The organism is Citrobacter sp. Ce119 (assembly GCF_030334525.1).
Lineage (GTDB): Bacteria > Pseudomonadota > Gammaproteobacteria > Enterobacterales > Enterobacteriaceae > Citrobacter > Citrobacter europaeus.
The window spans coordinates 23,337-42,695 of sequence record NZ_JAOWDR010000051.1 but is presented as its reverse complement, the minus strand read 5'-3'; the positions used below and the strand labels follow the sequence as shown (position 1 = coordinate 42,695).

Annotated in this window: 23 protein-coding genes and 2 pseudogenes; 14 read left to right on the top strand and 11 right to left on the bottom strand. The window is 51.9% G+C overall.

Annotated features, from left to right (window positions below):
• Positions 1-84: 84 nt before the first annotated feature.
• The 3 genes from speA to yqgG form a co-directional block, all read right to left on the bottom strand.
• The gene (speA, locus tag OGV80_RS12840; protein ID WP_072033361.1) at positions 85-2,061 is read right to left on the bottom strand and encodes a biosynthetic arginine decarboxylase; all 1,977 of its coding nucleotides are present in this window, start codon (positions 2,059-2,061) and stop codon (positions 85-87) included.
• Between the two features lie 8 nt (positions 2,062-2,069).
• Positions 2,070-2,201, bottom strand: a complete 132-nt coding sequence (gene yqgB, locus OGV80_RS12835) for an acid stress response protein YqgB (RefSeq protein ID WP_049041971.1) — start codon at positions 2,199-2,201, stop codon at positions 2,070-2,072.
• A 91-nt stretch (positions 2,202-2,292) separates the two neighbouring features.
• Positions 2,293-2,487 (bottom strand): small protein YqgG, encoded by a 195-nt coding sequence (gene yqgG / locus OGV80_RS24520; RefSeq protein ID WP_370867238.1) that lies wholly within the window; start codon positions 2,485-2,487, stop codon positions 2,293-2,295.
• Positions 2,488-3,099: 612 nt separating this feature from the next.
• Between yqgG and metK the strand changes: the two genes are divergently transcribed.
• The 8 genes from metK to ruvX all read left to right on the top strand — a co-directional run bounded on the left by metK (position 3,100) and on the right by ruvX (position 10,356).
• A complete protein-coding gene (gene metK / locus OGV80_RS12825; RefSeq protein ID WP_003027071.1) occupies positions 3,100-4,254 on the top strand; it encodes a methionine adenosyltransferase in 1,155 nt (384 codons plus the stop codon).
• Positions 4,255-4,654: 400 nt separating this feature from the next.
• Positions 4,655-6,049 carry a galactose/proton symporter gene (gene galP / locus OGV80_RS12820; RefSeq protein WP_003027074.1) on the top strand — a complete coding sequence of 465 codons (1,395 nt, stop codon included), beginning with the start codon at positions 4,655-4,657 and terminating at the stop codon, positions 6,047-6,049.
• A gap of 78 nt (positions 6,050-6,127) precedes the next feature.
• Complete coding sequence (locus OGV80_RS12815) at positions 6,128-6,625, top strand: SprT family zinc-dependent metalloprotease (RefSeq protein WP_087052022.1); 498 nt, start codon at positions 6,128-6,130, stop codon at positions 6,623-6,625.
• Positions 6,626-6,719: 94 nt separating this feature from the next.
• A complete protein-coding gene (gene endA / locus OGV80_RS12810; RefSeq protein WP_043017541.1) occupies positions 6,720-7,427 on the top strand; it encodes a deoxyribonuclease I in 708 nt (235 codons plus the stop codon).
• 74 nt (positions 7,428-7,501) lie between these two features.
• A complete protein-coding gene (gene rsmE / locus OGV80_RS12805) occupies positions 7,502-8,233 on the top strand; it encodes a 16S rRNA (uracil(1498)-N(3))-methyltransferase (RefSeq protein ID WP_016154393.1) in 732 nt (243 codons plus the stop codon).
• Between the two features lie 19 nt (positions 8,234-8,252).
• Complete coding sequence (gene gshB / locus OGV80_RS12800; RefSeq protein ID WP_043017542.1) at positions 8,253-9,200, top strand: glutathione synthase; 948 nt, start codon at positions 8,253-8,255, stop codon at positions 9,198-9,200.
• Between the two features lie 176 nt (positions 9,201-9,376).
• Positions 9,377-9,940 (top strand): YqgE/AlgH family protein, encoded by a 564-nt coding sequence (locus OGV80_RS12795; protein ID WP_047408844.1) that lies wholly within the window; start codon positions 9,377-9,379, stop codon positions 9,938-9,940.
• Positions 9,940-10,356, top strand: a complete 417-nt coding sequence (gene ruvX, locus OGV80_RS12790) for a Holliday junction resolvase RuvX (protein WP_008785771.1) — start codon at positions 9,940-9,942, stop codon at positions 10,354-10,356. Before OGV80_RS12795 ends, ruvX begins: the two co-directional genes overlap by 1 nt.
• Here ruvX and OGV80_RS12785 read toward each other — a convergent pair.
• On the bottom strand, positions 10,353-11,333 hold the full coding sequence (locus OGV80_RS12785) for a type IV pilus twitching motility protein PilT (RefSeq protein WP_087052019.1): 981 nt from the start codon (positions 11,331-11,333) through the stop codon (positions 10,353-10,355). The genes ruvX and OGV80_RS12785 overlap by 4 nt on opposite strands.
• 17 nt (positions 11,334-11,350) lie before the next feature.
• On the opposite strand from OGV80_RS12785, the pseudogene OGV80_RS12780 reads away from it, so the two are divergent.
• Positions 11,351-11,521: pseudogene (locus OGV80_RS12780) on the top strand (YggS family pyridoxal phosphate enzyme); the annotation flags it as partial.
• A gap of 5 nt (positions 11,522-11,526) precedes the next feature.
• Here the strand turns inward: OGV80_RS12780 and OGV80_RS12775 are convergent.
• The 3 genes and pseudogenes from OGV80_RS12775 to OGV80_RS12765 all read right to left on the bottom strand — a co-directional run.
• Positions 11,527-11,946: a DUF3828 domain-containing protein gene (locus OGV80_RS12775; protein ID WP_087052018.1), complete on the bottom strand. Its 420-nt coding sequence runs from the start codon at positions 11,944-11,946 to the stop codon at positions 11,527-11,529.
• Positions 11,946-12,305: a hypothetical protein gene (locus OGV80_RS12770; protein WP_087052017.1), complete on the bottom strand. Its 360-nt coding sequence runs from the start codon at positions 12,303-12,305 to the stop codon at positions 11,946-11,948. Before OGV80_RS12770 ends, OGV80_RS12775 begins: the two co-directional genes overlap by 1 nt.
• Positions 12,306-12,656: 351 nt before the next feature.
• A pseudogene (locus OGV80_RS12765) lies at positions 12,657-12,782 on the bottom strand (type IV pili twitching motility protein PilT); the annotation flags it as partial.
• A gap of 17 nt (positions 12,783-12,799) precedes the next feature.
• Between OGV80_RS12765 and OGV80_RS12760 the strand changes: the two are divergent.
• The 5 genes from OGV80_RS12760 to hemW are packed head-to-tail and all read left to right on the top strand — an operon-like array spanning position 12,800 to position 16,106.
• On the top strand, positions 12,800-13,504 hold the full coding sequence (locus OGV80_RS12760; protein ID WP_075145648.1) for a YggS family pyridoxal phosphate-dependent enzyme: 705 nt from the start codon (positions 12,800-12,802) through the stop codon (positions 13,502-13,504).
• 18 nt (positions 13,505-13,522) lie between these two features.
• Positions 13,523-14,089 (top strand): YggT family protein, encoded by a 567-nt coding sequence (locus OGV80_RS12755; RefSeq protein ID WP_087051206.1) that lies wholly within the window; start codon positions 13,523-13,525, stop codon positions 14,087-14,089.
• Entirely contained in the window at positions 14,086-14,376 is a 291-nt protein-coding gene (gene yggU / locus OGV80_RS12750; RefSeq protein WP_005123286.1) for a DUF167 family protein YggU, read from the top strand. The genes OGV80_RS12755 and yggU overlap by 4 nt, the downstream gene beginning before the upstream one ends.
• Before the next feature lie 7 nt (positions 14,377-14,383).
• Positions 14,384-14,977, top strand: coding sequence for an XTP/dITP diphosphatase (locus tag OGV80_RS12745; protein WP_047408837.1), 594 nt, complete (start codon positions 14,384-14,386; stop codon positions 14,975-14,977).
• Positions 14,970-16,106, top strand: a complete 1,137-nt coding sequence (gene hemW, locus OGV80_RS12740; protein ID WP_075145647.1) for a radical SAM family heme chaperone HemW — start codon at positions 14,970-14,972, stop codon at positions 16,104-16,106. The genes OGV80_RS12745 and hemW overlap by 8 nt, the downstream gene beginning before the upstream one ends.
• A gap of 116 nt (positions 16,107-16,222) precedes the next feature.
• On the opposite strand, the gene ansB is transcribed toward hemW, so the two are convergent.
• The 4 genes from ansB to trmB all read right to left on the bottom strand — a co-directional run bounded on the left by ansB (position 16,223) and on the right by trmB (position 19,272).
• Positions 16,223-17,269, bottom strand: a complete 1,047-nt coding sequence (gene ansB / locus OGV80_RS12735) for an L-asparaginase 2 (protein WP_043017547.1) — start codon at positions 17,267-17,269, stop codon at positions 16,223-16,225.
• Positions 17,270-17,457: 188 nt separating this feature from the next.
• A complete protein-coding gene (locus OGV80_RS12730) occupies positions 17,458-18,177 on the bottom strand; it encodes a YggN family protein (RefSeq protein ID WP_043017548.1) in 720 nt (239 codons plus the stop codon).
• Between the two features lie 49 nt (positions 18,178-18,226).
• Positions 18,227-18,553, bottom strand: coding sequence for a YggL family protein (locus OGV80_RS12725; RefSeq protein WP_043017549.1), 327 nt, complete (start codon positions 18,551-18,553; stop codon positions 18,227-18,229).
• Positions 18,553-19,272: a tRNA (guanosine(46)-N7)-methyltransferase TrmB gene (gene trmB, locus OGV80_RS12720; protein ID WP_043017550.1), complete on the bottom strand. Its 720-nt coding sequence runs from the start codon at positions 19,270-19,272 to the stop codon at positions 18,553-18,555. Before trmB ends, OGV80_RS12725 begins: the two co-directional genes overlap by 1 nt.
• Positions 19,273-19,359 lie beyond the last annotated feature (87 nt).

Here is a 19,359-nt window from a genome sequence, read left to right as displayed (position 1 = left end):
GAGGAAGGGATTGATTTACGTGACTACTTGTATTGCCGAATTATCGCCGTTAATTTGTACGGATTCAAGCGAACCCGCACAGCTTTACTCGTCTTCCAGATAGGTGTATCCGTACAGACCCGCTTCAAATTCTTCGAGGAACTGTTGCTGTAGCTCGGTATCCAGATCGGTGTTTTTCACCTGGTCACGGAACTGCGTCAGCAGGGTGTTTGGATCCAACTGCACGTACTGCAGCATATCCGCCACGGTATCTCCTTCGTCAGACAGCTCAACTTCTACGCTGCCGTCAGGGAAGACGAACACGTCAACCGCTTCGGTATCACCGAACAGATTGTGCATGTTGCCAAGGATCTCCTGATACGCCCCTACCATAAAGAAGCCCAGCATCGGCGGGTTCTCCGGGTCGTATTCCGGCATCGGCATGGTGGTCGCAATGCCATCACCATCAACGTAGTGGTCGATAGCGCCATCAGAGTCACAGGTGATATCCAACAGCACCGCTCGACGCTCTGGCGCCTGGTTCAGTCCTTCCAGCGGCATTACCGGGAACAGCTGATCGATCCCCCACGCATCCGGCATCGACTGGAACAGGGAGAAGTTGACGTAGATCTTATCCGCCATACGCTCCTGCAGCTCGTCGATAATCGGTCGGTGCGCACGGTTGCTTGGGTCGAGTTGTTTTTGTACATCGTGACACATGTTCAGATAGAGCTGCTCTGCCCACGCGCGTTCCTGCAGGCTAAAGGTGCCTGAAGAGTAGCCAACGTGAATATCGTGCAGATCCATCTGGCTGTCGTGCAGCCATTCACGCAGCGAACGACGGGTTCCCGGCTCGTGCATCTCTTGCCAGGTTTCCCACATGCTTTGCAGGGCACGCGGCGCATCGTCAGCCGGGGGCGTTGCTTCGGTGTGTTCGCTACGCTCAACGCCGATAATGTTAGACACCAGCACGGTATGGTGCGCGGTAACCGCACGACCGGATTCGGTGATAACGGTTGGGTGCGGCAGGCCGTGCTCTTCGCAGGCATCGCCAATGGCCCAGATAATGTTGTTCGCGTATTCGTTCAGGCCGTAGTTTACGGAACAGTCGGACTGCGAACGGGTGCCTTCGTAATCCACGCCCAGACCACCGCCGACATCGAAGCACTGGATGTTCACGCCAAGCTTGTGCAGTTCAACGTAGAAACGGGCGGATTCACGCACACCGGTGGCGATATCGCGAATATTCGCCATCTGGGAGCCAAGATGGAAGTGCAGCAACTGAATGCTGTCCAGACGGCCGCGCTCGCGCAGAATTTCTACCAGTTGCAGCACCTGGTTTGCCGCCAGGCCGAATTTCGATTTTTCACCGCCGGAGGACTGCCATTTACCGGAGCCCTGCGACGCCAGACGCGCACGCACGCCCAGACGCGGAACAACATTCAGGCGTTCAGCTTCATCCAGCACGATAGCGATTTCAGACATCTTCTCGATGACCAGATAGACCTTATGGCCCATTTTCTCGCCAATCAGCGCCAGACGGATGTATTCGCGGTCTTTATAACCGTTACACACGATCACGCTACGGGTCATTCCGGCGTGGGCCAGAACGGCCATCAGTTCAGCTTTAGAACCCGCTTCCAGTCCCAGCGGTTCGCCGGAGTGGATCAGCGATTCAATCACGCGGCGGTGCTGGTTGACCTTGATCGGGTAAACGAGGAAATAGTCACCGTTGTAGCCGTAAGATTCACGGGCGCGTTTAAAGGCGGCGTTAATCGAACGCAGACGGTGTTGCAGGATCTGCGGGAAGCAGAACAATGCAGGCAGACGCTGGCCCTGTGCTTCACGGGCTTTCACCAGCTCAGCAAGGTCAACGCGCGCTTCGGGTACGTCCGGATCCGGGCACACGCTGATGTGGCCCAGTTCATTGACGTCATAGTAGTTATTACCCCACCAGGCAATATTGTAAGTACGCAGCATCTTGCTGGCTTCCTGGGAACTCATTGCAACCTCCTGCATGGAGCGTAGTACACCGTGTTCGCCTGCTGACGAAGGCGAACCCAAAGAAATGTCGTCAGACATAGCGAACCTCAAATTTTATTAACAAGTGTAAAACAGTTGACTACTATCGCAATCCGAAGACGCGATAACAACCCAAATACAGGCAGAATTTCCAGCAGATAGTGCTGACGCTCCGACTGTGCGACCGGTTTCTTTTTCATATCAATGTAAACACGTAACCGAACTTAATGCTGACGGTTCGGCGAAACCACGAGAAAACTCTTGTTTACCAAGAGCGCCCTTGTTCAGTTCTTAGTGACCGTTACCGGCTCTTGAGTCCTGAGATACGCCGAGATGGGTACACACTTCATCCTTCATGCAGCCTCGACCAGCATGAATGATTTTGTGTATATAACATCGACAGGTATGCAAAGCAGAGATGCAGATTGCGGGGAACATATGTACACCAGAACGGTGCGACAGATTCAGCAGAATACAACGGTTCATTATCTCGTATCACCTCCACGGTTGCTCCTTACGGAACGAACCCACAAGCCAAAGCTAAAGTTTTAACCCGGCTGGAAGTGGCAACACGATGAAAACGTCGTGTGCTTTTGTCTATCCTAAATAATTCGAGTTGTGGGAAGGCGGCAACGCAGAGAGTCCCCGGGAGCTTACATGAGTAAGTGACTGGGGCGAGCGAGACAAATCCGTCAGGAACGGATTTGAACGCTGTCCACAGCGCCCATAGGGCGAGCCCCAGGGACGGGGCGAGTATTGCCAACGCACATGCAACTTGAAGTATGACGGATATGAGCCGCGCGCCGCGTTTTATACCGACAACAGTACGAAAATGCAAAAGATAAATATGCACATTGCCAGCACCGTCAGGAAAAATTTCCAGTTTCATTTTCAGTACAATGCGACCTCAATCAAAAAAAGCTGGAAATCAGGCGAAGAACTGTCCTAAAATAGCCGTCCAGATGTTAATCCATCTATACCGATTAACACTCAGACTGCCAGTGTTCGTCATCTGCAGACTCATGGTAGAATCTTCTACACATGGCTATTCCACTCGACAGTTTGAGCTAACCAAATTCTCCTTAGGTGAAATTAAATATGGCAAAACACCTTTTTACGTCCGAGTCCGTATCAGAAGGGCATCCTGACAAAATCGCTGACCAAATCTCTGATGCTGTGCTGGATGCAATCCTGGAGCAGGATCCGAAAGCACGCGTTGCCTGCGAAACCTACGTCAAAACCGGCATGGTTTTAGTTGGCGGTGAGATCACCACCAGCGCATGGGTTGATATCGAAGAGATCACCCGTAACACAGTTCGCGAAATTGGCTATGTGCATTCCGACATGGGTTTTGACGCCAACTCTTGTGCGGTACTCAGCGCGATTGGTAAACAGTCTCCGGACATCAACCAGGGTGTTGACCGTGCCGATCCGCTGGAACAGGGCGCAGGCGACCAGGGTCTGATGTTTGGTTATGCAACCAACGAAACCGACGTGCTGATGCCTGCCCCAATAACCTATGCTCACCGTCTGGTGCAGCGTCAGGCTGAAGTGCGTAAAAACGGCACCTTATCCTGGCTGCGTCCGGATGCAAAAAGCCAGGTCACCTTCCAGTATGATGACGGCAAAATCGTCGGTATCGATGCAGTTGTTCTGTCTACTCAACACTCTGAAGATATCGACCAGAAATCGCTGCAAGAAGCCGTTATGGAAGAGATCATCAAGCCGGTGCTGCCGACTGAATGGCTGACCGCTTCGACCAAATTCTTCATCAACCCAACCGGTCGTTTCGTTATCGGCGGCCCAATGGGTGATTGCGGCCTGACGGGTCGTAAAATCATTGTTGATACCTACGGCGGTATGGCACGTCACGGTGGCGGCGCATTCTCTGGTAAGGATCCGTCTAAAGTTGACCGTTCCGCAGCCTATGCAGCCCGCTACGTAGCGAAAAACATCGTTGCCGCAGGCCTGGCTGACCGCTGCGAGATTCAGGTTTCCTACGCAATCGGCGTGGCTGAACCGACCTCTATCATGGTGGAAACGTTCGGTACTGAAAAAGTGCCTTCAGAACAGCTGACCCTGCTGGTGCGTGAGTTCTTCGACCTGCGTCCGTATGGCCTGATTCAGATGCTGGATCTGCTGCACCCGATTTACAAAGAAACCGCTGCTTACGGTCACTTTGGTCGCGAACATTTCCCATGGGAAAAAACCGACAAAGCCGCTCTGCTGCGTGAAGCTGCCGGTCTGAAGTAATTTCCCCCACAGCTCAACGCTTATAAGACCAGCTTCGCGCTGGTCTTTTTTTATGTCCTTTTCTCTCTCCTACCTCATTGCTAAAACAACCTTTATTTCCATTGCATTAAACAACAAATGAAAGCGATTACATAGCTCAGTATTTCTATCCACCTTGACTTAACACACCTTTACTACTAAAGCTGCATCACCGTTACATTATATTTCAGTATTGTCTTAAAATCAGGCAACCAACTTTTCCAGCCCTAAATAAATAATGTTAACTTTCAAATAATTAATCAATAATCCGTATGAATGTCAGTGTAACCGATTACACTAATGTGATGTGATTCGCATTTTTTTACCCCGTACTCACCTACCCTTAACATCAACAAAACTAGCTACCCAACCGGAGGGCATCATGCCTGACAATAAAAAAACGGGGCGTTCCAACAAAGCTATGACATTTTTTGTCTGCTTCCTGGCAGCCCTGGCTGGATTACTTTTTGGCCTGGATATCGGCGTTATTGCCGGTGCTTTACCTTTCATCACCGACGAGTTTCAAATTACCCCGCACACTCAGGAATGGGTGGTGAGTTCCATGATGTTTGGTGCGGCAGTGGGCGCCGTCGGCAGCGGCTGGCTCTCCTTCAAGCTGGGTCGTAAAAAGAGTCTGATGATCGGCGCAATTCTGTTTGTTGCCGGTTCGCTGTTCTCCGCCGCAGCGCCAAACGTTGAAGTGCTGCTGGTTTCCCGCGTCCTGCTCGGCCTGGCTGTAGGCGTTGCGTCTTATACCGCGCCGCTGTACCTGTCTGAAATTGCCCCGGAAAAAATTCGCGGCAGCATGATCTCTATGTATCAGTTGATGATTACCATCGGTATTTTAGGTGCGTATCTTTCCGATACAGCGTTTAGCTACAGCGGCGCATGGCGCTGGATGCTGGGTGTGATCATCATCCCTGCCTTGCTGTTGCTGGTTGGCGTCATCTTCCTGCCGGACAGCCCGCGTTGGTTTGCTGCTAAACGCCGCTTTGTCGATGCCGAACGCGTACTGTTGCGTCTGCGTGACACCAGTGCTGAAGCTAAACGTGAGCTGGATGAAATTCGTGAAAGCCTGCAGGTGAAGCAGAGCGGATGGGCGCTGTTTAAAGAGAACAGCAACTTCCGCCGCGCAGTGTTCCTTGGCGTGCTGTTACAGGTGATGCAGCAGTTCACCGGGATGAACGTCATTATGTATTACGCGCCAAAAATCTTTGAACTGGCGGGTTATACCAACACCACCGAGCAGATGTGGGGAACGGTTATCGTTGGCCTGACCAACGTGCTGGCAACCTTTATCGCCATTGGCCTGGTTGACCGTTGGGGCCGTAAGCCTACGCTGATCCTCGGCTTTATCGTCATGGCCGTCGGTATGGGCGTGCTGGGTACAATGATGCACGTGGGGATTCACTCGGCTGCCGCACAATACTTCGCAGTGCTGATGCTGCTGATGTTTATCGTTGGCTTTGCGATGAGCGCCGGTCCGCTGATTTGGGTACTGTGCTCTGAAATCCAGCCGCTGAAAGGTCGCGATTTCGGCATCACCTGCTCTACCGCAACCAACTGGATTGCCAACATGATCGTCGGCGCAACCTTCCTGACGATGCTGAACTCGCTGGGCAGCGCCAACACCTTCTGGGTCTACGGTGGCCTGAACGTACTGTTCATCTTCCTGACTCTGTGGCTGATCCCTGAAACTAAAAACGTCTCTCTGGAACACATTGAACGTAACCTGATGAAAGGTCGTAAACTGCGCGAAATTGGCGCACACGACTAATCACGAAAGGCTTTCTCCCCCAGCGGGAGGAAGCCTACCTCTTGCAGTCCCTTCCCTGTCGCACTATCCTCTGCCGTTATGAAAACCTCCCGTCTCCCTATCGCCATCCAGCAAGCCGTTATGCGCAGCCTGCGGGAAAAACTCGCCCAGGCCAATCTCAAGCTGGAACGCCAATACCCGGAGCCAAAGCTGGTTTACCAACAGCGCGGAACCGCCGCGGGTACCGCGTGGCTACAAACCTATGAAATTCGCCTTAACCCCGTCCTGCTGATGGAGAATGTCGACGCGTTCGTTAACGAAGTGGTGCCCCACGAACTGGCGCATTTACTGGTGTGGAAGCATTTTGGCCGCGTGTCGCCGCACGGGAAAGAGTGGAAATGGATGATGGAGAGCGTGCTGGGCGTACCAGCCCGGCGTACGCATCAATTTGAACTGCAATCGGTGCAGCGTAAGACCTTTACTTACCGCTGTAAGTGTCAGGAACACCAACTGACCGTTCGTCGACATAACCGTGTTGTACGTGGTGAGGCCACCTACCGCTGCGTTCACTGTGGCGAACCGCTGGTTGTGGAATAATCTTCAGAATTATCAGGAACTTTTCTGATCTAACTGATTGCATACAGGAATAACTTTCGCTACGTTGCGGGCTCGTTTTGACACGGAGTTCGTGATGTACCGTAATCTTTCTTTTGCTGCGGCCCTGTTAGCCGCAGCGTTTTCAGGTCCGGTTTTAGCCGAAGGCATCAACAGCTTTTCTCAGGCAAAAGCGGCAGGCGTCAAAGTTAACGCCGATGCGCCGGGCGATTTCTATTGTGGCTGTAAAATTAACTGGCAAGGCAAAAAAGGGGTCGTTGACCTCGAATCATGTGGCTATAAAGTACGAAAAAATGAAAACCGCGCCAGCCGAATTGAATGGGAGCACGTTGTCCCCGCCTGGCAATTTGGTCATCAGCGCCAGTGCTGGCAGGATGGAGGGCGCAAAAACTGCGCCAAAGATCCGGTCTATCGCAAAATGGAAAGCGATATGCATAACCTGCAGCCTGCGGTCGGTGAAGTAAATGGCGATCGTGCAAACTTTATGTACAGCCAGTGGAACGGTGGCGAAGGTCAGTATGGGCAATGCACTATGAAGGTTGATTTCAAAGAGAAAGTTGCCGAACCGCCAGCCCGCGCCCGCGGCGCCATCGCACGCACCTATTTTTACATGCGTGACCAGTACGACCTGACGCTCTCCCGCCAGCAAACTCAGCTTTTTAATGCCTGGAATAAGCAATATCCGGTCACCGACTGGGAGTGTGAGCGCGACGAACGCATCGCGAAGGTACAGGGTAACCATAACCCATATGTGCAACGCGCTTGCCAGGCGCAAAAGAGCTAACCTACACTAGCGTCAATATTTTTAACCATGCCCTGGCCTTTCGTAGCCCAGGGCTAAGACGCGGATGTTAAACTATGCGCATTCCTCGCATTTATCACCCTGAGCCACTCACTTCCGGCAGCCAAATATCACTGTGTGAAGATGCAGCCAACCATATTGGCCGCGTGCTACGTATGGGACCGGGCCAGGCGCTACAGCTGTTTGATGGCAGCAATCAGGTATTCGACGCTGAAATCACCCACGCCAGTAAAAAAAGCGTGGATGTGAAGGTGCTTAACGCCGAACTCGACGATCGTGAATCGCCGTTGCACATCCACCTGGGTCAGGTGATGTCGCGCGGAGAAAAAATGGAATTTACTATCCAGAAATCGATCGAACTGGGTGTAAGCCTCATTACGCCACTTTTTTCTGAGCGCTGCGGCGTTAAACTGGACAGCGAACGCCTGAACAAGAAGCTCCAGCAGTGGCAGAAAATCGCTATTGCCGCCTGCGAACAGTGCGGTCGTAACCGGGTGCCTGAAATTCGCCCGGCAATGGATTTGGAAGCGTGGTGCGCGGAACAGGACGAAGGTCTGAAACTGAACCTGCATCCGCGCGCCAGCGCCAGCATCAATACGCTGCCGCTGCCGGTGGAACGCATCCGCTTGCTGATTGGCCCGGAAGGCGGGTTGTCGGCTGATGAAATTGCCATGACCGCACGCTATCAGTTTACTGATATTCTGTTAGGACCTCGCGTTCTGCGTACTGAGACAACTGCGCTCACCGCCATTACCGCGTTACAAGTGCGTTTTGGCGATCTGGGCTAAGGCATAAACGGAGAAGAACATGATTAAGCTCGGCATCGTGATGGATCCCATCGCAAGCATCAACATCAAGAAAGATTCCAGCTTCGCTATGCTGCTGGAAGCGCAACGTCGCGGTTACGAAATTCATTATATGGAGATGGCCGATCTTTATCTGGAAAACGGTGAAGCCCGCGCCCGCACGCGTACCCTGAGCGTAGAGCAGAACTACGACAAGTGGTATGAGTTTAAGAGCGAGCAGGATCTCCCGCTGGCAGACCTGGACGTCATTCTGATGCGTAAGGATCCGCCGTTTGATACCGAGTTCATCTACGCGACCTATATTCTGGAACGTGCAGAAGAGAAAGGAACGCTAATCGTCAACAAACCGCAGAGCCTGCGCGATTGCAACGAAAAGCTGTTCACCGCATGGTTTGCCGACCTGACGCCGGAAACGCTGGTCACGCGTAACAAAGCGCAGCTGAAAGCCTTCTGGCAAAAACACAGCGACATCATTCTCAAACCGCTGGACGGCATGGGCGGCGCATCTATTTTCCGCGTGAAGGAAGGCGATCCGAACCTCGGCGTGATTGCTGAAACGCTGACCGAGCATGGTACCCGCTACTGCATGGCGCAGAACTATCTGCCAGCAATTAAAGATGGCGATAAACGCGTGCTGGTGGTCGATGGCGAACCCGTTCCGTACTGCCTGGCGCGTATTCCACAGGGCGGTGAAACCCGTGGCAACCTGGCCGCCGGTGGCCGTGGCGAGCCGCGTCCATTAACCGACAGCGACTGGGAAATCGCACGCCGCATTGGGCCAACGCTGAAAGCGAAAGGTTTGATTTTTGTCGGTCTGGATATCATTGGCGATCGCCTGACAGAAATTAACGTCACCAGCCCAACCTGTATTCGTGAAATTGAAGCGGAGTTCCCGGTTTCGATTACCGGTATGCTGATGGATGCCATTGAAGCGCGTTTGCAGAAATAAATATGTTGCCGGATAGCGACGCCATCGCGTCTTATTCGGCCTGGAATTACACCCCGTAGGCCGGATTAGGCGAAGCCGCCATCCGGCAAAGCTATCTTCAGAGGGTGACATCTTCGAGCTTTGCCCACATACTGGGCTCTGTTGCTTTTTTGAACCAGGAAACAGAACCTCTGACAATGAATTTACAGCATCACTTTCTGATTGCCATGCCTGCTCTCCAGGATCCGATTTTCCGCCGTTCCGTGGTGTACATCTGTGAACATAATGAGAACGGAGCAATGGGGATTATCGTTAATAAGCCTCTGGAAAACTTACAGATTGAAGGAATTCTGGAAAAGCTGAAGATTACGCCAGAAGAACGCGATCCGGCCATTCGTCTGGATAAACCGGTGATGCTCGGCGGACCGCTGGCGGAAGACCGTGGGTTTATTCTGCATACCCCGCCGTCACGCTTTGCATCCAGTATCCGCATCTCAGATAACACCATCATCACCACCTCCCGCGATGTATTAGAAACCCTGGGTACGCAAGAGCAACCGTCCGAAGTGCTGGTTGCGCTGGGTTATTCATCATGGGAAAAAGGTCAACTGGAGCAAGAGCTACTGGATAACGCCTGGCTCACGGCCCCCGCAGACCTCAACATCTTATTCAAAACGCCGATTTCCGATCGCTGGCGCGATGCGGCGAAGCTTATCGGGATTGATATTCAGACCATGCCTGGCGTGGCGGGACATGCCTGATGAGCGGAACATTACTCTCTTTTGATTTTGGTACAAAAAGTATCGGCGTCGCGGTTGGCCAACGCATTACCGGTACGGCAAGACCCTTGCCCGCCATCAAAGCGCAGGACGGTACGCCGGACTGGAGTTTGATTGAACGTCTGCTCAAAGAGTGGCAGCCGGACGAAATTATCGTAGGTCTGCCGCTCAACATGGATGGCACCGAACAACCCCTTACTGCGCGCGCGCGCAAGTTCGCTAACCGCATTCACGGTCGCTTTGGCGTTACCGTAACGCTGCACGATGAACGCTTGAGCACCGTCGAAGCCCGCTCTGGCCTGTTTGAGCAAGGCGGATACCGGGCATTGAATAAAGGCAAAGTAGACTCCGCTTCTGCCGTGGTCATCCTCGAAAGCTATTTCGAGCAGGGCTACTAAAGCCGCCCCTGCGCCTGTCGCTGCTGCAGACTTTGTGCAAACGTCTGCATGCCTGTCTGCTGCCCGGTTTGAATTACGCCGGGTAGCTGATGCGTTTTCCCTTCACGAATCAAATTGCCCACGGCGGGCGTGTTGACGAGCAGCTCGAATAGCGCCACGCGTCCTCCCAGCTTATCTTCCTCCAGCTTTTGCGAAAGCACTGCCCGCAGGCTGTCTGCCAGTTGATTACGCACCGGATCCTTCTCCTGCGCGGGAAAGGTATCCACCAGCCGTGCGATAGCCTGCGCAGCCCCTCGCGTATGTAACGTTGCCAGCACCAGGTGCCCGGTTTCCGCTGCCGTTAATGCCAGACGAATGGTTTCCACGTCGCGCAGTTCGCCCAGCAAAATGACGTCAGGATCTTCACGCAGCGCGCCGCGCAAGCCAGCGGCAAAAGAAGCACAGTGTACGCCCACCTCCCGTTGTTGAATAAGACAGCGCTGGCTGGTGTAGCGATATTCAATCGGGTCTTCCAGCGTCAGAATATGCCCCGCAATATGCTGATTAAGGTACTCCACCATCGCTGCCAGGGTCGTTGATTTACCGCTGCCGGTGGCTCCCGTGACCAGAATCAATCCATGTTCACTGTGCAGCAGCTCAGGTATGGCCTCGGGAGTCTGGAGATCGTCTAAACGTGGACAATCAAGCGGGAGCAATCTTAGCGCCAGCGACGTTCCCTGTTGATGAACAAAAGCGCTGGCGCGCAGACGTCGGGAATCTGCCAGCGCAATAGCAAAATCAATCTGCCCCTGTTTCCGCCACTGTACCTGTTGTTGCTCGCTGAGCCAGCACATCAGCAGATCCTCCACGCAAGGCGGAGTAAATGGCGCGATTTCGACTTTTCCACGTATGCGCCAGCGCGCAGGCCATGCATTGCACAGGTGTAGATCCGACACGTTATGCTTTACACTAAGGGCCACTATTTCTTCCATATTCATATGAACATCCTCGGAAAATGAACGATATCGCGCATAACCTGGCATATGTCCGGGACAAAATCTCAGCCGCCGCGACGCGTTGCGGGCGGTCTTCAGAAGAAGTTATGTTGCTTGCATTCAGCAAAACCAAACCTGCGAGCGCCATCGAAGAAGCCATCGTCGCAGGATTATTTTCAATTGGTGAAAACAACGACTAATGGCGAGTAGCGACACTCTTGATTTTCCATACACCTTTTTCTTCTACCATGCAGTCAATAACTTTTTGAGATGACTCACCCGTTCCAAATGTCAAATAGACATTGGTACAAATAGGATCAGTTATAATTAGATCAATACTAATATGATTACTCCAGTCTTCATCTGCAACATCCTGAACTTTTAGGAAATAATCCTCTTCAAGATTATCGCTTATATATGCCTGCTTTAATTTATTCAATGTATCGATAATAACATAAGGTTCTAATGCCGTCGGATTATCTGCAACTGGGATGATATTATGAGTAACCAGCTTGATATACCAGGTATTGAACTTTAATGCCTGAGTACCAGCAGGTATTATTCCTGCCATAGCAAACGATGAGACTAGAAAAGTAAATAATATTAATCGCTTCATCAGTTATGCCTATAGATTTTATATGAAGGCTGACTTTTACGATAACCCGGTCCGGGATACACGCCATGTTCCTGTTTAAAATCCGACCACCAGTAATGCCCATCAAAAATCGCCATGTGCCCTGCTGTATTTCCTCCAGTATATGGTTGAATTATAGCAACATCACCTTTAATAGGATCGCCATATACTTCACGAAAACCAGCTAATACTAAATATTTCCCCATATTTTTAGCATTATCATGATGCAAGGATACGCCGCCATGTTCGATAGCTGCTGTTACTGCCCTGGCACAATAACCAGTAGCGTGCGCATGAGCATTGTGCCTAACAAAATTTATAGCGGCTTCTTTATTCCACATTTGTAACACCTCATTTATAGACGAAGAGTATGAAATATCACAAAGCGAACCATCACCTTGAACATTAAATGCTTCAAATTCTATTCATTGACATCACAAATACCCCCACATTTTATATTTGCAATGTATATTATCGCTTGATAACAAATGAAGCTATAATATTCACCTTACCAATCATCTAATATTTTTGTTTTATTATAAACAAACCTCATAAATAATTTTATAACTGCAGGATATTCACACTACAGCAAACTGGAGCTGAATAAAATGAAATGAAAATTCTGTCAGTTAAATCTGTTTACGTCCTCCTACAGACTCACATTTTATACTCAGCCTATCTGCAGCCTCACCAGGCATAGTAAATGGCGCGATTTCGACTTTTCCACGTATGCGCCAGCGCGCAGGCCATGCATTGCACAGGTGTAGATCCGACACGTTATGCTTTACACTAAGGGCCACTATTTCTTCCATATTCATATGAACATCCTCGGAAAATGAACGATATCGCGCATAACCTGGCACATGTCCGGGACAAAATCTCAGCCGCCGCGACGCGTTGCGGGCGGTCTTCAGAAGAAGTTATGTTGCTTGCAGTTAGCAAAACCAAACCTGCGAGCGCCATCGAAGAAGCCATTACCGCAGGGCAGCGTGCCTTCGGTGAAAACTATGTGCAGGAAGGGGTGGATAAAATCCGCTACTTCCAGGAAAAAGGCGTCAACGATCTGCAGTGGCACTTTATTGGCCCACTGCAGTCCAACAAAAGTCGTCTGGTCGCGGAACATTTTGACTGGTGCCATACGATCGACCGTCTGCGTATCGCTGCCCGTTTGAGCGAACAGCGCCCGGCACAACTGCCACCGCTCAATGTACTGATTCAAATTAATATCAGCGATGAGAACAGTAAGTCAGGAATTCCGCTGGCAGAGCTTGAGGCACTGGCCGCTGACGTCGCTGCACTGCCGCGCATTACCCTACGTGGTTTGATGGCAATCCCGGCGCCAGAGTCAGATTATGTAAGGCAGTTTGAAGTTGCACAGCAAATGGCGGTAGCATTTGCTGGGTTGAAAACACGTTACCCAAGTATCGACACGCTCTCACTGGGGATGTCTGATGATATGGATGCCGCAATCGCGGCGGGTAGCACGATGGTGCGCATCGGCACTGCCATTTTTGGTGCTCGTGATTACACTAAAAAATAAGGAAAACTAAGGAACACCATGAATACGTTGACCTTCCTGCTCTCAACGGTAATTGAGCTGTATACCATGGCGCTGCTGCTGCGCGTGTGGATGCAATGGTCTCGCTGCGATTTTTACAACCCGTTCTCGCAGTTTATAGTGAAAATCACTCAACCTATTATTGGGCCGTTACGCCGCATTATTCCCCCGATGGGACCGATCGACAGCGCATCGGCATTAGTGGCGCTGATTCTCAGCTTTATCAAAGCAATCGTGCTGTTTAAGGTGGTCACGTTCCAGCCGATCATCTGGATCGCCGCCGTGCTGATTGTCCTGAAGACCATCGGATTGCTGATTTTCTGGGTACTGTTGGTGATGGCGATTATGAGCTGGGTCAGCCAGGGCCGCAGCCCCGTGGAGTACGTGCTGATTCAACTGGCAGATCCGCTGCTGCGCCCTATCCGTCGCATACTTCCAGGCATGGGCGGGATCGATTTCTCGCCAATGATTCTGGTTCTGCTGCTCTATGTCATTAATATGGGCATCGCAGAAGTGTTACAGGCGACAGGCAACATGCTGCTGCCGGGGCTGTGGATGGCGCTATGAGTGCCGTTACACCCTGCGACGACGGTCTGGTTTTACGGCTCTACATTCAGCCTAAAGCCAGCCGTGACAGTATTGTGGGTTTACATGGCGACGAGCTAAAAGTCGCCATTACCGCCCCACCGGTTGATGGACAAGCCAATAGCCATCTGGTGAAGTTTCTCGGTAAACAGTTCCGCGTAGCAAAAAGCCAGGTCGTCATTGAGAAGGGCGAGCTTGGTCGTCACAAACAGGTTAAAATCATTCATCCGCAACAGATCCCGCCCGAAATTGCGGCGCTAACTGATTAGGTATCCCATGCAAAAAGTTGTCCTCGCGACCGGCAATGCCGGTAAAGTGCGTGAACTCGCCTCTCTTCTGAGTGATTTCGGTCTTGATGTTGTTGCCCAAACGGATCTGGGTGTTGATTCTGCAGAAGAGACCGGACTGACGTTTATTGAGAACGCCATTCTGAAGGCGCGTCATGCCGCGCAAATTACCGGCTTACCGGCCATTGCTGATGACTCAGGTTTGGCGGTAAATGCCCTTGGCGGCGCGCCAGGCATCTATTCAGCCCGCTACTCCGGCGAAGATGCGACCGATCGGCAGAACCTGGAAAAACTGCTTCACACCCTGCAGGATGTTCCTGATGACAAGCGTCAGGCACAATTCCATTGCGTGCTGGTGTATATGCGCCATGCAGACGATCCTACTCCTTTAGTTTGTCACGGAAGCTGGCCGGGCGTGATTACCCGCGAACCTGCCGGAAACGGTGGCTTTGGCTACGACCCCATCTTCTTTGTACCGTCTGAAGGGAAAACCGCCGCCGAGCTGACCCGTGAAGAAAAAAGTGCGATTTCTCACCGTGGACAGGCGCTGAAGCTGCTGCTGGATGCCCTGCGTAATGGTTAAGCTTCCGCCGCTAAGTCTTTATATTCACATCCCGTGGTGCGTGCAGAAATGCCCGTACTGCGACTTCAACTCGCATGCGCTAAAAGGCGAAGTCCCTCATGACGACTATGTGCAGCATCTGCTGAGCGATCTGGATACTGAGGTGGCTCACGCCCAGGGACGTGAAGTAAAGACGATTTTTATCGGGGGTGGTACGCCGAGCCTGCTTTCTGGCCCGGCAATGCAAACGCTGCTCGACGGCGTACGCGCACGGCTGAATCTGGCCGCAGATGCAGAAATCACGATGGAGGCGAATCCCGGGACGGTGGAAGCCGATCGCTTTGTTGATTATCAACGCGCTGGTGTCAACCGCATCTCGATTGGCGTACAGAGCTTTAGCTCCGCCAAACTCGAGCGTCTGGGACGTATTCACGGGCCGGAAGAAGCCAAACGAGCGGCAAACCTGGCGAGCGGTCTGGAGCTACGCAGCTTTAACCTCGACCTGATGCATGGTTTACCGGATCAGACGCTGGAAGAAGCTTTGGGCGATTTACAGCAGGCCATCGCGCTCAACCCGCCGCATCTTTCCTGGTATCAGTTGACCATCGAACCCAACACGCTGTTCGGTTCCCGACCGCCGGTGTTACCGGACGATGATGCGCTGTGGGATATTTTTGAGCAAGGCCACCAGTTGCTGACCGCCGCAGGGTATCAGCAGTACGAAACCTCAGCCTATGCGAAACCAGGCTATCAGTGTCAGCACAACCTTAATTACTGGCGTTTTGGCGACTATCTCGGTATTGGCTGCGGCGCGCATGGCAAAATCACGTTCCCGGACGGACGCATCCTGCGCACCACCAAAACGCGGCACCCACGCGGATACATGCAAGGGCGTTACCTGGAAAGCCAGCGTGATGTTGCCGAAGCCGACAAGCCGTTCGAGTTCTTTATGAACCGTTTCCGGTTACTGGAAGCCGCGCCGCGTGCAGAGTTCACGCAATATACCGGGCTTACCGAAGACGTTATTCGCCGGCAGATCGATGAGGCTATCGCCCAGGGCTACCTGATTGAATGCGATGAGTACTGGCAGATCACCCAACACGGTAAGTTGTTTTTGAATTCGCTGCTGGAGCTGTTTCTGGCGGAGTAATACGGTAACGATGTAGGCCGGATAAGGCCTTGAGCCGCCATCCGACAAATTGCCTGATGGCGCTGCGCTTATCAGACCTACAGGGTTAGGGCGATAAGCGCAGCCACCTTCATCGATTAATACTGATTAAACATTTCCTGGATCTGCTTAGGATCCTTGGTTTGGGTCAGCGCAAGCTGCAGCAGAACACGCGCTTTTTGCGGGTTCAGAGAGCCTGAAGCCACAAACCCGTATTTCGCATCATCAATTTCAGCATCCTGCGTGGTGGAGCCGGTTGGTACACGGGATGAACGCACCACAACGGTACCTTTGTGCGCGGCAGTTGCCAGCGTATCGAAAATGGTTTTATACAGGTTACCGTTACCTACACCCGCACTGACGATCCCAGCGTAACCCGCGTCCACCAGCGCTTTTGCCGGCAGATCGGATGCGTTAGCGTAGTTGTAAACAATCCCAACTTTCGGCAGTTCGGTCAGCTTAGACACATCGAACGGCGTAGACGTGGTGTGCTTACGCGCAGGCGTACGCTGGTAGTCAATCTTACCGTTATGGATGTAGCCCAGCGGGCCATAGTTAACGGATTTGAAGGTGGCGACATCGGTAGTGTTGGTTTTGGTCACGTCGCGGCCATCCATAACGGTGTCGTTCATCACCACCAGCACACCGCGGTTGGCAGAGGCTTTGTCTGCTGCGGTAACCACTGCGTTATACAGATTGAACGGGCCATCAGCGCTCATACCTGTAGACGGACGCATTGCGCCGACCAGCACCACCGGCTTGTTGCACTTGACGGTCAGGTCGAGGAAATAGGCGGTTTCTTCCATGGTATCCGTACCATGAGTTACCACGAAGCCGTCGGTTTTATCACACTCGGTATTAATCTTTTTCGCCAGTGTTAACCAGACTTCGTCATTCATATCCTGGGAGCCGATGTTCACCACCTGCTCGCCTTTCACAACGGCGATATCTTTCAACTGAGGTACGGCATCAACCAGATTTTCTACGCCGACCTTGCCTGCCGTGTAGTTAGATTTTGTCGCGGAATCACCGCCGCCGGCAATCGTTCCGCCAGTAGCTAAAATGGTGATGTTTGGCAATGCCAGCGCCGCGCCGCTGAAACCCATAACCAGTGCGGCAAGTGCCGTTCTCTTGAAAAACTCCATGTTATTTCTCCAGTTACTTGAATTTGCAGCATTATGTCTATCTTACAGATGAATAATGTGACGCCATCCAATTAACCAGATTTATATCTCCATCAAATTGTCATTCTTAGAGATGGATATCAAAAAAACAGAAAAGTACAAAATAAAACGGCACAGAATGTTTCTGTGCCGTTAAAAAGAGGTGAAGATTATTTCAGAGCGCTAACCAGCGTTTTACGATCGTTTTCCAGCGTCACGACGCGGGCGCAAACATCTTTACCAAACTGCTGGAAGTCTTGTTCCTGATTCTTCCATTCGTTCTGAATTGAGGTCTGCAAACCGCCGAGGCTTCCGAGTACGCCCTGCAGCGGATTACCACCGCCTTTGAGCACGGCTTTCGCCCCCATCTCGTTGATGCTGTCCTGTAAAATACCGCCCATCGCCTGATTCACCAACTGTTGTCCGTCCGCGCGAACCTGATCAATCGCCTTATAATGGAAGGTCAGGCCGTCAGTACGATGCTCAATGATGCGGTTCATCTGCGCTTTCAACTGCGCATCCAGCTTGGTTAAGCGGCCACGCATGTTGCTGCTTTCGCCGACCTCTTTGGCGATGATTTTGTCCAGCGCCACGCGACCTTTCTCCACGCGCGCTCTGGCACCTTCATCAATCCATGGCAGGCTACTACGCAACGCCGCCTGATAATCTTTGGCCTGCTCACGCTGTGCGGCGTTCAGGTTGTACTGTTTACCGTTAAAGGTAACATCACCGGACTGGGTAATAACCAGGTCGCCGTTCTCCCCCTTCACCTGCACAGTTTGTGGGCTCAAAATCACATCGTCACGCGGGGTGACGCTGCACTGATAATCGGCATGTGCGGCCATCGCCGTGAACGTTAGGACTGCCGCCAGCAGCGTTTTGCGCATCATATCTTTCCCTCAATACAAATCGGGCCGGCATTTGCCGACCCTGTGCTACTTAGTCCCACCAAATATCGAAAAGTTCGCTGGTACGCACTTCTTCAAGTTTGTGTTCTTCCAGCCACTTACGCACGATAGCCTGATGTTCTTCGGTGCATTTGCCGATTTCCTGCAGACAGATCAGACCTTCCCAGGCCAGATAGCCGCTGCCGTCAAAGGCCAGTTTGTTCGGTTCGATAACTTCATTGATAAAGTCATCAACGATTTGATCGACCTGCTCTCCGGATGTACCTTCCGGAAAACGCCATGCAACCGAAAATCCTATTTCCTGGAATTCGTCGATGTGCATCTTTTTACGCAGACGACGGCTACGGTTCTTTGCCATTATTTCACCCTCTCGAACATTAAGTCCCATACGCCGTGGCCAAGACGATGACCACGTTGTTCAAATTTGGTTACCGGGCGCGATTGTGGGCGCGGTACATAATCGTTACTCTCTGACTGGTTTTTATACCCGTCAATTGAGGACATTACTTCCAGCATGTGCTCCGCGTAGGCTTCCCAGTCGGTTGCCATGTGGAACACGCCGCCCAGCTTCAGCTTGCTTAAGATATGCTCAGCAAACGGTACCTGAACGATACGGCGTTTATTATGACGTGCTTTATGCCACGGGTCAGGGAAAAACAGCTGAACCATAGATAAAGAATTGTCAGGAATCATTTTATGCAGGACTTCAACGGCATCATGGCACATGACGCGCAGATTCTCGACGCCCTCTTCATGGGCTGAAGCCAGACACGCGCCAACACCCGGCGAGTGAACCTCAATGCCGAGGAAATTTTGTTCCGGGCACGCTTTCGCCATCGCCACCAGCGAAGCCCCCATACCAAAACCGATTTCCAGCGTGACTGGCGCGTCGCGACCAAACAATACTGCGAAATCCACAGGCTCTTCGCTGAACTCAACGCCCATCACCGGCCAGTAGTTTTCCAGCGCGTGTTCCTGCCCTTTCGTCAGTCGCCCCTGGCGACGAACAAAACTACGAATCCGGCGCAGCGGGCGGCCGTTTTCATCAAATTCCGGTGAAATGACGTCGTTCTTCATAAAAGTTTAGTCTGCTGTGATTGAGTTCTGAAAACGGGCATTATCCAAAGTTAGTTGCCGGATGCAAGTAAAGGAAGAAAGTGAGCA

Bases quoted from the DNA above. Each gene is read 5' to 3' on its own strand.
- speA (WP_072033361.1), bottom strand. From the start codon at position 2,061: ATGTCTGACGACATTTCTTTGGGTTCGCCTTCGTCAGCAGGCGAACAC.
- yqgB (WP_049041971.1), bottom strand. From the start codon at position 2,201: ATGAAAAAGAAACCGGTCGCACAGTCGGAGCGTCAGCACTATCTGCTG.
- yqgG (WP_370867238.1), bottom strand. From the start codon at position 2,487: ATGAACCGTTGTATTCTGCTGAATCTGTCGCACCGTTCTGGTGTACAT.
- metK (WP_003027071.1), top strand. From the start codon at position 3,100: ATGGCAAAACACCTTTTTACGTCCGAGTCCGTATCAGAAGGGCATCCT.
- galP (WP_003027074.1), top strand. From the start codon at position 4,655: ATGCCTGACAATAAAAAAACGGGGCGTTCCAACAAAGCTATGACATTT.
- OGV80_RS12815 (WP_087052022.1), top strand. From the start codon at position 6,128: ATGAAAACCTCCCGTCTCCCTATCGCCATCCAGCAAGCCGTTATGCGC.
- endA (WP_043017541.1), top strand. From the start codon at position 6,720: ATGTACCGTAATCTTTCTTTTGCTGCGGCCCTGTTAGCCGCAGCGTTT.
- rsmE (WP_016154393.1), top strand. From the start codon at position 7,502: ATGCGCATTCCTCGCATTTATCACCCTGAGCCACTCACTTCCGGCAGC.
- gshB (WP_043017542.1), top strand. From the start codon at position 8,253: ATGATTAAGCTCGGCATCGTGATGGATCCCATCGCAAGCATCAACATC.
- OGV80_RS12795 (WP_047408844.1), top strand. From the start codon at position 9,377: ATGAATTTACAGCATCACTTTCTGATTGCCATGCCTGCTCTCCAGGAT.
- ruvX (WP_008785771.1), top strand. From the start codon at position 9,940: ATGAGCGGAACATTACTCTCTTTTGATTTTGGTACAAAAAGTATCGGC.
- OGV80_RS12785 (WP_087052019.1), bottom strand. From the start codon at position 11,333: ATGAATATGGAAGAAATAGTGGCCCTTAGTGTAAAGCATAACGTGTCG.
- OGV80_RS12775 (WP_087052018.1), bottom strand. From the start codon at position 11,946: ATGAAGCGATTAATATTATTTACTTTTCTAGTCTCATCGTTTGCTATG.
- OGV80_RS12770 (WP_087052017.1), bottom strand. From the start codon at position 12,305: ATGTGGAATAAAGAAGCCGCTATAAATTTTGTTAGGCACAATGCTCAT.
- OGV80_RS12760 (WP_075145648.1), top strand. From the start codon at position 12,800: ATGAACGATATCGCGCATAACCTGGCACATGTCCGGGACAAAATCTCA.
- OGV80_RS12755 (WP_087051206.1), top strand. From the start codon at position 13,523: ATGAATACGTTGACCTTCCTGCTCTCAACGGTAATTGAGCTGTATACC.
- yggU (WP_005123286.1), top strand. From the start codon at position 14,086: ATGAGTGCCGTTACACCCTGCGACGACGGTCTGGTTTTACGGCTCTAC.
- OGV80_RS12745 (WP_047408837.1), top strand. From the start codon at position 14,384: ATGCAAAAAGTTGTCCTCGCGACCGGCAATGCCGGTAAAGTGCGTGAA.
- hemW (WP_075145647.1), top strand. From the start codon at position 14,970: ATGGTTAAGCTTCCGCCGCTAAGTCTTTATATTCACATCCCGTGGTGC.
- ansB (WP_043017547.1), bottom strand. From the start codon at position 17,269: ATGGAGTTTTTCAAGAGAACGGCACTTGCCGCACTGGTTATGGGTTTC.
- OGV80_RS12730 (WP_043017548.1), bottom strand. From the start codon at position 18,177: ATGATGCGCAAAACGCTGCTGGCGGCAGTCCTAACGTTCACGGCGATG.
- OGV80_RS12725 (WP_043017549.1), bottom strand. From the start codon at position 18,553: ATGGCAAAGAACCGTAGCCGTCGTCTGCGTAAAAAGATGCACATCGAC.
- trmB (WP_043017550.1), bottom strand. From the start codon at position 19,272: ATGAAGAACGACGTCATTTCACCGGAATTTGATGAAAACGGCCGCCCG.